A 13,870-nucleotide genomic window follows, 5' to 3' on the forward strand; every position below is an offset into this window, starting at 1 on the left:
TTAGTCCTCTAAAGGAATAAAGTTCCCAACGATTTTCCCTATAATGCGAGGATTCTCATCATAAGGTGCAAACTTATCTGAATAGTTCCGATTGAGTGAAACTAAACGAAGTCCATTTTCTTCACGATACACTTTCTTAATATAGGTTTGACCATCCCAATCTATCGCATAAATAGCTCCATCATAATCAAATCCTGTTTGCTTAATAAGGGCTACAGAACCATTTTCATATGTCGGTTCCATTGAATTACCAAACACCCATGATGCAAAGTCATAATCAAATTGATGATTGAAGTAAACTGTATCGTAATTACCATCATCAAAGTAAGCTGTTCCTGTACCAGCTGATAATTTTTCATAGACCTTATAAGCAAATCGTTCAGAAACTTCTACAACTTTAGAGTTTTGATTGTTCAATAAGTCTTTTGCATAATGAAGTGTCGCTTTTTGATTCTTTTCAGTTAGCTTGAGATAAGTTTCAACTATTTCATACTCTGATTCAAAATATCGAGGATCAACATTCAAAATCTGACTCAATTTGGTTAGATTATTTTGATTCGGTTTTGTTTTACCTGATTCCCAATTAAAGTATGAGGCTCTACTGATTCCCAAACTGGATGCAAGTTGAGATTGTGATAACCCCTGACTTTCTCTTTTTCTTTTAATTTAATAGGTGAAAACATTTGTTCTCCTTTGTAAGTTTATTAACTAACAAAAGAATACCATAGCTGCTGGAAAAAATCAAGAGTTAATAAACCCCAAAGATTTAAAATAATCATAAACTGCGCTAAATTTGTACTTATATTGTTAGGAAATCATGACTGAAGAATGCTAAAACTTTTGAAAAAATATTAAGAACAAGAAGATAGAGAATATAAAAAAGGATCGTTATTTTTTAATTGACGATCCAATAGACTTTATTTTAAAAATCTAACTCTACAAACCATTTTGATTAGTTAAATCTTTCAATCTTTCTTCTCCAGATTTAAGCATCTCTTTCTCCACTTGATTCCATTCTCCAAATAGTAAATCATGAAGAACTGTTGCTGCTGAAGTTGTATTTTCTCCTGAATCATATACACAACTTCTATCTCGTTGGTAAATTTGAATTCTTTCAAAAATAGCTAGTTCTTCCAATTGCCGTGTATTATCAACTAGATGATTTACAATGAAATCATGATGTTCTTTTGGAGTTGCGCGTGCTTGATTTGGATTGATAGCGTACAGTTCTTCGTATCGGATAAGAGTGCTCAGATAGGACAGCTTAGGCTTTGTCGCAATCAAGGCTAATTGTACTTCATATCCCTTACTTTTCAAGAGTTGTGCCGTTTTCTTTGGAACGTCAACCGTTCGTAAAGTTCCCTCTATCAAAAGATTGTATCCCAAATGACTCAATTCTGTTACTAAAGACTCTACCATTTCTCCTGCAAAATATTTGGTGTATTCTACACTATCTTTGCCATATTCTTGCTGCAGTTCTAAATAGTGTGGATGTTGAGAGCGAAAACTATCGCCATCTATGATAACAATATTTCCTTGAAATTCTTTCTGTTTAATACGATGAATTGTAGTCTTACCAGCACCACTTTGCCCTCCAAGCAAAATCGCTATAGGTTGCTTACTGGACTTTTTTCCTCTTGTCAGAGAACGAAGATTCCGTGCTAGAGCATGTTTGAATTCACTATCAGTATAATCTTGGATTTCCATTAGGCTACCATCCGTTTTTCAGATATCTCTAACATGCGTTCAATTCCATCCAAATAGCCACTATATCTCTCTATTTCATCAAAAGTTTCTACCAAATAGATATTCGTATGAATCAAGTCAGATAGATCATCACTCATTAAAATCCAAGGATTAGATTCATCATCAACGCTAATTCCCTGACTATCTTGATAACGATAGAGTCGAGATAATAGATTAGCACCTCGTTCTTTCACAATTTCAATTTTTAAAGTCAATTCATAATCTTCAACAGGATTGAGCATTTTATCTTCTCCTACAATATCGACATAAGATACATTAAACTTCTGACAAATGATGTCTATTAATTCGGTAGAGACTGAACTCGTTCCATTTTCATAACGACTCAGACTATTTCGTGAAATACCTACAATCCGTGCAAATTCGGGTTGTGTTAAGTCATGTGTTTTACGTAAGGATTTTATGTTCTTTCCAATCATGACAAACTCCTTTATTTTTATAATACAATTATAGCATAAAAAAGCATAACGCACCAATTTTGGTGCGTTATTGACTATTTTTCCTAAATCTCTCTAAATTCTTCTCCAATTGTTCTTTATGAAGTTGGTTCTTAGCTTCCTTTAATGTGTCGTCCAAAGTTTCTTCTCTGTAAGCTGCTTCTGTTTTTAGTTGTTGTGATTCTTGGTTTGGAGTGAAAATGATATCTAGCAGTCGATCTATTTTTTCAAGATCTTGGACAGACATATCAGATAGTCTATGAATCAGCTTTTTAAATACATCACTATTGTCGTGATTTTTCTTAAAAAATGTTGTAAACATCTATAACCTCTCAAAAAAAGCAGCCTATCAGGACTGCTTAGTGTAATTCGGAAATCGCATCATAAATGGACTGCAATTTCTTATTGTCTTTATTCTTTGTGTCGATCAACGTATGTAGCTCTTCAATTTTCTTTTGACTACTTTGAATATCGCTATTGTTATCTGCAATCAGTCTTTTAAGATGTTGCTGATAACTTGTAGTGATATCTGTCTCTGTTCCTGTTCTAACCTCTGTAACTTTGGGTTTAGAACTAGGATTTGATTCTGTCACAGGTGTTTGTTTTCGCTTTTGAAAAGCTGCTTCATAATTTACATCATTACCTCCTTGATGATTTCCAAATAAGGCCGCAATTTTATCTGGATCTTCTTGATTTTCTGATTTACTCTCTAATGGTTGATTAAAATTCCAATCTTTTGTCATTCACTCATTTCATCCTTTCTAAATTCAGAATCATCGAATTGTCTTTCTTTACCAAAGGCATGGTCAAGAGCTTCTTCAAAACTCATGTGACTAATGCTTTGACGCCTTTTGAACGTCGCAAACATCGCTGTCTCCAGTTGCTCTTTGTAAGCAGCGAGTTTTTCTGTCTCTCTTGCTACCTTGCTTTCTTGCCTAGTGACCTTTTCTTCTAAGCGTTCAATAATGGTCATATACGATCCTCCTTCATTCTAATATTAGCTAAAACATCTTGATTTTGTTATCACAATTCTAAACATTGAGAGATTTGTCTTACTGGTTGATTCCCCAATGTCTCTTTTGCAGTCTCGATCATCAATTGTAAATCTGATTTCTTTTCTCTAAGGACATCATTCCAGTCTACTTTTTCTTTCCCTGATTCATTATCAGGGAAATCCAGGAAAACAGGCAATCCTGATTGAGATAACTTATCAGAAAAATCTTTTCCAGCATCATCACAATCTACCGCCAGTGTCAACAAATCAGGATGATTATCAAAATAGCTGGTGGTATCACGAATTGTATTGATCAAAGACAATAACTTTGAAGGTATTACTGTATCTAAAAATTCCAACTTCTGATTTTCTTCAGCTATCAGTCGTAAAGTTTGATAAGCAACAACAGACCTTTTTAATCCCTCCATAGATACCAAACGAACATCAGTTAGACTTTGTTGATGAAGTTCGTAATAGCTCATCAAGTCGATAAACGATTCACAAAAGACCAGTCTATTTGGTTTACCAATATCAAAGGATATTCCAACATGTCCATGGCTTCCTTTTAGAATCGTTTTTAACCTCTCTCTAGGAAGAGAGTGTTTCTTATATATCCCTTGTAAGCTTGCTGCCTGCAGCTTGTGACGATGATCAAAGCTTTTAAAAACAATAACAGGTTCAACAGTTTCATTTGTTTTCCAACTAGCTTGTGCTATCAAACCTTGTTGAATCATCTTTTCTATGATTTCTTCTGAGATTCCTCTACATTTTGTTAAGTAATATCTGGCCAGACTACAGTTAGAATCTTCTACTCTCTTTAAAGGATAATAAAATGGTCTCTCTCTTTTTTCTTGAACAGCTTCTTTTTGAAAAGGTTCTTCAGAAAGAAAAGCTAGAGCTTCTTTAAAGGAAATTCCCTTAACAAGTCGAACAAAATCAATAACATCACCTTGAATATCTCTTGAAAACCATTTAAAAGTATTGGTAGTTGAAAAAATTCGGAATGAATCGTGTTCAGGATGTTCATAGACACTGCTCGAAACTTGTTTAAAGGAGATACCTAAACGATTGGCTACATCAAGAATTGAAATTTGCTTACATTCTTCTATTTCCATGCAATATCATCATTTTGTCGTAGTGTTTGGCAGTGATGGAACAGATGAGGATTCTTCCAAAGTTTTGGGAGTGGCCTTATCCAAATCATCTAACCCAGATTTCCAAACCTGTACTTGGTTGACCAATAACTTACCTGGTAGTTTCGAATAAGACAACTTAACCGTTCTGGTTTCTGTCTGATTGGTCTTTGATTGGTTGGCGTTCTTTAAATCAGATACATAGGTTACATTATAAGAGACCATGGCAATGGCTTGATTCGTAGTCTGATTGACAAAGATATCTGCTTTTTCAAAATGATAATCCAAAATATAATCCTTATACACTTGGTTCATGGCATCATTTTGACTTGACAATTCTTGAGAATAAGCCGATTCAGTCATATAAGGTTGAATACGTGTATTATTTTCTCCGAGCTTTTCTTTCGTATAGTACTGCGTCAAAAATTCTTTTACAGTATCCGATGACAAAATGCTGGCTTTATCTTCTGCTTGTTTGTCCTCTACAAGTTTAGCTGCAGCCAATTCGATTTCTTTGCGATTTTGTTTAGCAGTAGAATGTTGACCAGCAGTATATCCCATCATGAGAATAAAGCTAGTTGCAGCCACTGCTCCAACACTAATTAAGGCTTTAGTTTTGACTTTATTTAACATCTTAGACCTTCTTTCTATAAAAACTAGGTCAAGAATAACAAAAACAACTTGTAAGTTTTATCACACCACAACGAAAGGTGATTCCTACATTTCAGGCGCAAAATCGTACAGTTCAGAGAAAAATATCAAAACCAGCTGTCTTCAGCTTATAATATAAACATGAACAAATTAAAAGAAGAAAATTTGAGAAGAGCTCTTTCTCATATTGAACGACATAAACGAGCCATAAATACAAGTAATAATAGTGATGATAATGATTTTCATAAATTATTACTCCAATTTAGCTATGAAGTATATGAAAGAATCATGGCTAATAAAAAACCTTATCCGAATTTAGATTCAGATAAAGTCTTTTAACTACCTAAAAAGTTCACATTTTTTCCTTATTCATTGAGTTAATGAAGCGCCAACTGAATCCTAGAACCAACATCAGATTGATGAAAAGGTACACAGCCGTAAAACTAGTTAAACCATGTTGTCTGATATCATCAAAATATAAACTAGGTTCAGTAAAGAACAAATAAATTCCATAGACCTCTACGAAAATAAGAAAACTGACAAAACCAATCAGGAAAAGTCCACTGGCAATAAGAAAGAGTCTCCATAAAAGAATGAGAATTCCTCCTACTGCTAAAAAAATTACTGGGATAAGGAGTAAATCATTCATGACTTTCTCCTCTCTAGTCAATCAATTGACGATAATGGGTGGCAAGAGAGGAATCAAATTCCTCTAGCTTTTGAACTAAGTCCAAATACTCCTCTTTTTCATGTTCTTCAAAGTCCACACCTCGATGATTCTGAAGAGCGATTTCCAATTGGCTAGTAAGTTCTCGTTTGGAAAAGCTGTAATCCCCTGTCACTTCCTCATAATGTTCCTTTAACTCCTTGTAGGCTTGATATTCTTCAGGTGTTTGAAATCCCTGTACTAAGGCCTCTTCTAACTGATAATAGGTATCTTCCATCATAATTGTTACCTCGTTTCTTTCTATCTTTATTCTACCGCGCTTTTCTTTTCTTGTCCGCTATTTATATCTATTTTTTAATCTAATTCAAAAGAAAGTTGTTCCTGCTTTTCATTTCCTTTTTCGTGGAATTGTCTTAAGGCCTGATCAATAATATCTAAATCCGTTTCTGTTTCGATCAATGGCGCGAGTACATCGTATTCGGCCTTTTTAGTTTGATAATCCTCTTCCTTTGGAAAATTTTTCTCAATTTCAACTTTAGCAGTAGTCCATTTATCCTTTAATTCATCCAATAAGTTCTGAGTTTTCACTTGGTCCTCTTTAATGTGATCAATCGTATGCTGAAGTCTTTGAATTGTTCCCAAAGGAGAATACAAATCTAAACTGACAGAATACTGATTTTCTCCTACAATCTTAACGGAGAAGGTTTCAGGAAGAGGTTGATTTGTTGGAAGACTAAGCATTTTAATGTCAAATCCTCGATAGCTTGCTAGGGTACGAAATTCTTTGCTGTCAGCTTGATTATGACGGATAAGACGGTGTAGGGATTCCCCTGCTTCAGATCGTTGGTCAAAAGCTTGCTTACCTACCGTCATAGAAAATGTCTGGTCTTTCGACATTTCAGACTGTTGAATGTCGCCTTCATACTTGCTTAATCGTTTCTTAAGAATGGGCATATTTTCTTCACAGTAAGAGATTGTATGACGATAGTGGTCCTTGCTGCGTTGAAAGGCGCGTCTTTGATTTTCTAATAGAGTTAGATCATTCTCTAGTTCCATCTTATATTTTAGATATGGATTACCTGTTGCTAGTGCCTTAAAATCAGAAGCTGTCATAGTCTGTTCATCAATGTCTTCTGCAGCACGAATCGGCTCCTTAGAAGTCATAATCTGCTTAATATAGCGGAGTTTGTTCTCCTGAGTTGCCCAAAGATAATTATCAAACGAACCTTTGGTAATATAGTGGTAAATATCCACTTCCTTGTTTTCATTTCCCTGTCGGATAATCCGTCCATTGCGTTGCTGAATGTCACTTGGTCTCCACGGTACATCCAGGTGATGAACTGCTTTCATCTTGCTTTGAACATTTAAACCTGTTCCTCCTTTTTCAGTTGAGGCAAGGAGAATCCGCACCTCTCCTGCATTGACCTTTCGAGACAAACTATTCTTCTTTTCATCACTATTGGCATCATGTACAAAGGCAATTTCCTTACTAGGAATTCCTCTATCAACTAATAAAGCCTTTATTTCAGAATAGACATCAAAGCCATTATCCTTTTTCTTAGGTGTGCCAATATCTGAAAAAATCATCTGAGTAGCCTTATTTTCCATTCCTTCACGATAAATTCTTTCAACATTATCCACTACCTGAAGCAGTTTATGATTGTCTGCTAGACTATAGCTAGAGTCCAATAAACGCATATCAATAGCTAGTTTCCGTGCCTCACCTGTTATCTTTAACATGTTATCCTGACTCGGATCAACTGTTCCACATTTGACCATATCTGACCTCATAACTAATTCTTCTAAATAGAGTTTCTGGTTTTCAGTTAACTCACTCTCAATAGGGATAATATGAGCTTCTGGAACAGGTAAATCCAACATATCTTGTGTTTGAATGTCGGCTGTTTCTTTATAGATTTTCATCAACTCAGGTAGATTGACAAACTTTTTAAATCGTTTCTTAGGTTGGTACTTATCCCCTGTAGGAGCTAATTCCATAGAGTTTTGAATTTCTCCAAAAGCACCTACCCAAGAGTCAAAATAATCAACTTGATAGCGTTTTAAGATATCTGGTTGAATGTAGTTCATCATAGTATATAACTCACTAATAGAATTGGAAACAGGTGTTCCTGTCGCAAAGACAATGTTTTTAAAATCATGTTCTTCCTGAATCTGTCGAACCTTCATTTCCATATCCACATTCTTCTTAGACGTTGTATTGGTAATCCCTGCTACATTTCCAAGTCCAGTAATTGGACGTATATTTTTAAAGTGATGTGCTTCATCCACAAAGAGAAAATCAATTCCTAAGTTCTCAAAATCAATAAAACTATCACGATTAAAGCGTTGGAGTTCTTCCAATTGTCTCTCAAGACCACTTATTGATTGCTCTGCTTCTTTAACGGTGTACTTATTTTCAGAATGTGTTTTAATCTCTCGTAGTTCATTGAGTTTGTCCTCGATATAATTCATCTGTCTTTCCTTACTGACAGGGATTTTTTCAAATTGAGAATCCCCAATGACAATGGCATCGTAATCTCCTGTAATGATACGTGACACAAATTGTTTTCTTCTCGCCTTCACAAAATCTTTCTTAGTGGTCACAAAGACTTTTTTAGTAGGGAAAAATTTCATGATTTCTTGGCCAAACTGAGCAGACAAACTAGAGGGCACCACATACAAGGGCTTATGAACCATCCCCAACTCCTTTAATTTAAACCCAGCACCAAGCATGGTCAAGGTCTTTCCTGAACCTACCTCATGAGCTAATAAAGCTCTTTTTTCTTCTACGATTCTTTGAATAGCATTCTCTTGATGAGGACGAAGACTGATGTTTTGTGCCAAGCCATCAATGACTAGATGGCTACCATCATACTCTCGACTAACTGTTCGATTATAAAGACGATTATAGCTTTCCTCAATGACCTGTTGGACTTCTGGATACCGTGAGACAAATTCTTGAAAGAGCTCTTGTAAATGCTGCTCTTTTGCTCTTAGAACAGAGGTTTTTTCCAAATCTGTGATAGTCTTTTTCTTTTCCCCTTCCGTAACAGTCATGGTAATCGTCGGTTGGTTCGAATTAAGTAAATTCTCAAAAATCTTTCTTCCTGTATCATAACGTGACCCACTAACTCCAAGACTACTATCTTTGGCACTTGGATAGCGATAAACAAATGATGTCCTTAAATGAACCTGGCCATCGACAGGATTCACTTCAATGACTTGTTCAACATCTGGCGAAGACAATTCAAATTCACGATTGGTAAAACATTCAAAGGCAAATTTACCATAAACGGATTGAGGAATCCAACGTGACCCTATTTTGAACTCAATATCTGCCAGATGAATCCGTGGAGGGCGAACAGATTCTAACAAATCTAAAGCATGAGACCAGTCAAATTCTTGGTTGTTTTCATCTACTAATAGTTGAACTACTTCTATCTTATTGAGAATATCTCCTGACAAAAACTGGTTCTTAGAAAGATATTTTCTTTCCCCTCTTAAATAACTTTCTGGATCCATTAAAACCTGGTCACCTAACTCATCTAAAATAGCAGCTTGGCTATGTTCGGGATAAATTGATACCATATAGTCTAAATCAACTCCTCTACCATCCGATAAACTGGAGTTTAAGGCATCTAAAGCCGTTGATACTCTTGTAATCTCTCTCTCTGGTCTAACCAATGCTTTCTCAAAGGCTAAAGATTTTTTATATTTTACTTTCTGGTCTTTAGAATCGATGTATTCATCTTCTAAACTTGCTAGTAAAGAATACTTATCGTCACTATCAAATAAGTTCCGATTGACTGAGGCATTCAAGTATCCAAATTGACTTACAAAGCGGTCATAGTTATGATTGAGTTTACTAAGTAACACCTGAAATTCTGTCCGACTATAATCTTGATGACGTTGAATTTCAATTAAGGATTGATAGGTCTCTCTCAAATCAACCATGCCCTTAATGCGACTAATATCCTTATCCGATAAGGGACTTTCATAAAAGACAGTTTTTTTGAACAGTCCCTTATATTTCCCTCTTTTACTCGCTTCTTCTGACTTGTAAACATCTAGTGCTTCCTCTTCTGTCAAATGAAGTTGCACGAATCGGTCTATTTTATGTTCAGACAAAGAACTGTCCCAAGCTTTAAAATCTCCCTTCTCATCTACATAATAACTAATTTCGTCTACTTTTGAACTTTTCCGAATGCCATGCGTATCTCGGTAATAAATTTGATTTCCCTCATATCCAAAAGAATAGAGCGCTAAGTCCTCACGTATACGACTTGGGATAGAATTATCCACTTCTTCTTGGATAAAAACAGGTGCTTTCAAAGAATTGTCAATTTGTTTAGGTGCTTCCACATTCTCGAATGCTTTCATTATTTCAGTAGCTAATGTTTCTGATTCCCCCTTAACATTGAGGGTTCCTCCATTAAAATTACGTACTTCATATTCACCCAAAACTTGTGTATTGTATTTCCCATCAAAATAAGGATTGATCCAGACACGCTTATCCTCCTCAAAGGGAATAGAACCACTAAAAACAAGTTCCTCTTCATTAAGATTCTTTGCTTGATTCTTTTGAAAGAAGAGGAGATCTGTGGTCACTCGAGTACCTGCAATCTTTTTAAAAGCCGTATCCGGCAAACGAACTCCCCCTAAAAAATGAGTGTTGGTTTTAATCTCTTGTAAGACATTATCTGTCCGCTTATCCATTGTCCCGATAGATGAGATAATCGACACTTGTCCTCCGTCTCTTACTAAATCAAGTGAGTGTTTGACAAAGTAATCATGAATCATATAAGGTTTATCATAGTTTTTATCGGCAATGCGAAAATTTCCAAATGGAACATTCGTTAAGACTAAATCAAAACTATTATTTTGATAGGGAACTTCTTCAAATCCTCGCACTTCAATGTGGACATTTGGATGGAGTTGTTTTGCGATTTCGCCTGTCACACTGTCTAATTCAACCCCATAGAGTTCTGATTTATCTCGTATACTTCTAGGCATAGCCGCAAAGAAGTTCCCAGTCCCCATAGAAGGATCTAATATCCTTCCTCCCTCAAAACCATCATCCAGTAATTTTTGCCAAATCTGGCGAATAATCATTGGGTCTGTATAATAGGCTGTGAGAGAACTTTGTTTCATGGTCGAGTATTCTGATTTACTTACTAAACTCTTAAGAGTTAAACGTTCTGCTTCATACTTTGGATTGAGTTCATCGAAAAATTCATTGGCAAGACCACCCCATCCAACATACTTAGCTAGTAGTTCTTGTTCTTCTGGATTCGCTTGTCGTCCCTCTTTTTCTAATCTTTTAACAAGGTCAATTGCAGCGATATTCGTTTCAATTTTTTCTCGATTTGTCTTAGGGTAAAAGTCCTCTAAATCATCTGGAAAAACGAAATCTTGAACAGGGATATCCAACTCTTCTATACTTGAAATAAGAGTTTCTGTTTCCTTATCCTTTTCATTTTCTTCTTCCAGATAGGAAAACAAATCTATTTCCTGACTTTCACTTGATGAATCAATCTCAATCTCTGAATCTTCTTTTTCAAGTTCTACAAGAGACAATACTTGTTCAATCTCTTCCAAACTGTTCAAGTATAAGATAGGATTTTCTTCAAATAACTGGTTGGAATCATTGAATAGCTCTAGGCGAACTAAGTCATTTAACTGGGCATTTTCAATCGAAACCAACTGAAATACTTGACCTTTATAACTTACTTGTGAACCGATTGGATATTCCCTCAAAGCTTCTTCTACAATTTTATCTACTTTAGATAGGGAATGAACTTCCACATTTTCTTCTACCTGGTCAATATTATCTAAAGGTAAGACCGCTTCCTCTACTTGCTTAGATTTTTCGCTTCTAGCCTTTACATCATCAAAATGAGTAATAATCTTCAGCTTTTGTGTCAGTGGTAGTTGTTGGTAGTTTCCTTCATGATGGACAAGATCCGTAACGGTATCTAAAGTAGCCATCAATTCTGAACCCAAATAGGCTAGAACATCTCCCTCTTTTTCTTCAAAATGAATCTCAAGAACCTCTTTTTCTAGTTCTTTGGAATCAACCATTAGAAGAAATTCCTCTATATCTCTACTAATGCGGTCAGATAGATTATTCGCAACCCGATAAACATTGACTAAATTGACCTCCTGATTCTGATGACATACAAGCTCACTTAATGGTGTTAGCTTTTCTTTTTCAGATTGGATGTAAAATCGAGTGGAAAGGTTATAGGTTGCGACTTCCAGAACTAAGTTTTTCTCAAAATTACTTAATTGAGATAATTTACCTAGACCCGCTTGCCCAAAATTTCTTGTGTAACTTTCTAAATCTTGGTCATTATTTTCAGAACTGGCCTCTAGGAAAGAAACAATATCTTGATGAAACGAATAGACATGAGGTATCTCTTCTATCTTACCCTCTTCAGCCAAAAAACTCTCTACCAAGTCCTGCCATTTCTCATCAAAATGTTGCGCTTGATATCGAAGAAATAGGTCCATTTTCTCCCTATCTTTTGGAATTGTTCCACGAAACATAGCCAATAATTGCATTACTTCCATACTCGCTCCTTTCATCTATACGAAAATAGGAGAATCACATGATTCCCCTACAACTCTATCTCCATTTCAACCTCTTGAGGACTGGTTTCTAAATCACTAGACAAAAGAGAAACGGTATCTGTTCTCATGTAGTAAGTATATAAGTCTTCTAGGTCTTGTTGATTTTCAATCCCTGTTTCAATACTAATCAGAGCCTGTATAAATTCCTTGTAGTGACTCTCCATCATATCTGAAATCTTTTGTTTCATTTCCATAAATACTGAGGATGGTTCAGTTAAACTTGTTTGGTTTATGTTTTGTAAATCCTTTTCTAAGGGATTTGTTCCTTCTTCTACTTCCACTAAATCTGAACGTCCATCACCATCAGAATCTGCGCTAAGAGGATTGGTTCCTAGCGCCAATTCTTGAGCATCAGTTAGTCCATCTTGATCCGAATCACGTTGATAAATGGCTTCCATATACTTCCTTCTTTCCTAGTTAATCTTTTTTCACTCCAATCCTACCAAATATTCCTTGAAAGAAGTATCACAACAAAAAAGAGAACGAGCCAAAACTGCGTTCTCCTGAAAATGATAAAACATTACTATTAAAATAGATTACATGTAAAACTCTAATCAGGCAGAGCCTGCTAACTCATGACAGAAAAAGATGTTTAGCCTATAGTGCTGGCATTAAAAAATCCTCACACATCACGCAAGGAAATCGCTAAATAAAACAGGCTTTGACCATGTCGGGATTAATTGCAGCACATTCCAAGGATCCAGCTTTTTCTTTTTTTATAATCGAATTTCCCAAAGAGTAAGCAAGATGAAGGCCGTCATTGCTTATGCTCATAAGATTCTCAGAATCATTTACAAACTACTTTCTGCCAAGCATACTTATCAAAAAGAGAAGGGGCTAGGACTGAGGAAACAGTTCTAACGCCAAAACTAAAAAATTTCAATTACACGCTAGTACAGGAATTGATTTTTTACGCTTTCTTACTGTTTTTTTAGAAAAAAATAGCATAAAAATCTAGTTATCCGCATAAAAACTGGACTTATCACACTTTATCAAGGTCAAAACCACTCAATTTACTACTAATTTACTACTTATGAATGAGCTTTGATACGACGATTTATCCTTGAAAAGTGAAGATATAAAGATACTTCCAATAAAATTTGAATATTTAATAGGTAGACACTTCAAAAAATGAGGTGTCTATTTTTTTACCCGATTTTGAAAGGAAGTGAACTTATGAAAACAAAAAATCAAGAATCAAAAGGTCGTTCCCCACTCTTTAAGACCATCAAACATTCATTCAGCCAATAAAAAAGAAAGGATAGGTAAAAATATGGAACTTAAATTTGTGATTCCCAACATGGAAAAAACATTCGGCAATTTAGAATTTGCTGGCGAGGATAAAGTCGTTCAGCGAAGAATCAACGGACGGCTAACTGTCTTATCAAGAAGCTATAATCTCTATTCTGATGTTCAAAGAGCAGATGATATTGTGGTGGTGCTTCCTGCTGAAGCTGGCGAAAAACATTTCGGCTTTGAGGAACGTGTGAAGTTAGTCAATCCACGTATTACCGCAGAGGGCTACAAAATCGGCACTCGTGGTTTTACAAATTACCTTTTACATGCTGACGACATGATAAAAGAATAAAGA

The 13,870-nt window shown here is 35.5% G+C and carries 14 protein-coding genes; 2 read left to right on the plus strand and 12 right to left on the minus strand.

All coding sequences use genetic code 11. The features are described from left to right. From HMPREF9960_RS03745 to HMPREF9960_RS03780, 8 genes are all read right to left on the minus strand, one after another. Positions 1-666, minus strand: a complete 666-nt coding sequence (locus tag HMPREF9960_RS03745; protein WP_037586146.1) for a LexA family transcriptional regulator — start codon at positions 664-666, stop codon at positions 1-3. A gap of 270 nt (positions 667-936) precedes the next feature. Further along, entirely contained in the window at positions 937-1,707 is a 771-nt protein-coding gene (gene pezT / locus HMPREF9960_RS03750; protein WP_005590083.1) for a type II toxin-antitoxin system toxin PezT, read from the minus strand. Beyond that, positions 1,707-2,183, minus strand: a complete 477-nt coding sequence (pezA, locus tag HMPREF9960_RS03755; protein WP_005590082.1) for a type II toxin-antitoxin system antitoxin PezA — start codon at positions 2,181-2,183, stop codon at positions 1,707-1,709. The genes pezT and pezA overlap by 1 nt, the downstream gene beginning before the upstream one ends. 67 nt (positions 2,184-2,250) lie before the next feature. Beyond that, complete coding sequence (locus HMPREF9960_RS03760) at positions 2,251-2,523, minus strand: hypothetical protein (RefSeq protein WP_005590080.1); 273 nt, start codon at positions 2,521-2,523, stop codon at positions 2,251-2,253. Positions 2,524-2,560: 37 nt separating this feature from the next. After that, positions 2,561-2,944, minus strand: a complete 384-nt coding sequence (locus HMPREF9960_RS03765) for a DUF5945 family protein (RefSeq protein WP_005590078.1) — start codon at positions 2,942-2,944, stop codon at positions 2,561-2,563. Further along, positions 2,941-3,174, minus strand: a complete 234-nt coding sequence (locus HMPREF9960_RS03770; RefSeq protein WP_000152419.1) for a DUF5965 family protein — start codon at positions 3,172-3,174, stop codon at positions 2,941-2,943. Before HMPREF9960_RS03770 ends, HMPREF9960_RS03765 begins: the two co-directional genes overlap by 4 nt. Before the next feature lie 50 nt (positions 3,175-3,224). Then, a complete protein-coding gene (locus tag HMPREF9960_RS03775; RefSeq protein ID WP_005590072.1) occupies positions 3,225-4,310 on the minus strand; it encodes a toprim domain-containing protein in 1,086 nt (361 codons plus the stop codon). A 9-nt stretch (positions 4,311-4,319) separates the two neighbouring features. After that, positions 4,320-4,961 (minus strand): hypothetical protein, encoded by a 642-nt coding sequence (locus tag HMPREF9960_RS03780; protein WP_005590071.1) that lies wholly within the window; start codon positions 4,959-4,961, stop codon positions 4,320-4,322. Positions 4,962-5,120: 159 nt separating this feature from the next. Between HMPREF9960_RS03780 and HMPREF9960_RS09980 the strand changes: the two genes are divergently transcribed. Then, entirely contained in the window at positions 5,121-5,318 is a 198-nt protein-coding gene (locus tag HMPREF9960_RS09980; protein WP_005590070.1) for a hypothetical protein, read from the plus strand. 13 nt (positions 5,319-5,331) lie between these two features. On the opposite strand, the gene HMPREF9960_RS03785 is transcribed toward HMPREF9960_RS09980, so the two are convergent. From HMPREF9960_RS03785 to HMPREF9960_RS03800, 4 genes are all read right to left on the minus strand, one after another. Further along, a complete protein-coding gene (locus HMPREF9960_RS03785; RefSeq protein ID WP_005592253.1) occupies positions 5,332-5,628 on the minus strand; it encodes a DUF5966 family protein in 297 nt (98 codons plus the stop codon). A gap of 13 nt (positions 5,629-5,641) precedes the next feature. Continuing rightward, positions 5,642-5,926: a DUF5962 family protein gene (locus tag HMPREF9960_RS03790; protein WP_000969640.1), complete on the minus strand. Its 285-nt coding sequence runs from the start codon at positions 5,924-5,926 to the stop codon at positions 5,642-5,644. Between the two features lie 74 nt (positions 5,927-6,000). After that, positions 6,001-12,219, minus strand: coding sequence for a helicase-like domain-containing protein (locus HMPREF9960_RS03795; protein WP_005592224.1), 6,219 nt, complete (start codon positions 12,217-12,219; stop codon positions 6,001-6,003). Positions 12,220-12,266: 47 nt separating this feature from the next. Further along, on the minus strand, positions 12,267-12,677 hold the full coding sequence (locus tag HMPREF9960_RS03800) for a thrombospondin type 3 repeat-containing protein (RefSeq protein ID WP_000387512.1): 411 nt from the start codon (positions 12,675-12,677) through the stop codon (positions 12,267-12,269). Positions 12,678-13,552: 875 nt separating this feature from the next. Here HMPREF9960_RS03800 and HMPREF9960_RS03810 point away from each other — a divergent pair. Then, positions 13,553-13,867 carry a YdcP family protein gene (locus HMPREF9960_RS03810; protein ID WP_000420682.1) on the plus strand — a complete coding sequence of 105 codons (315 nt, stop codon included), beginning with the start codon at positions 13,553-13,555 and terminating at the stop codon, positions 13,865-13,867. Positions 13,868-13,870 lie beyond the last annotated feature (3 nt).

Source organism: Streptococcus cristatus ATCC 51100, from assembly GCF_000222765.1.
Lineage (GTDB): Bacteria > Bacillota > Bacilli > Lactobacillales > Streptococcaceae > Streptococcus > Streptococcus cristatus.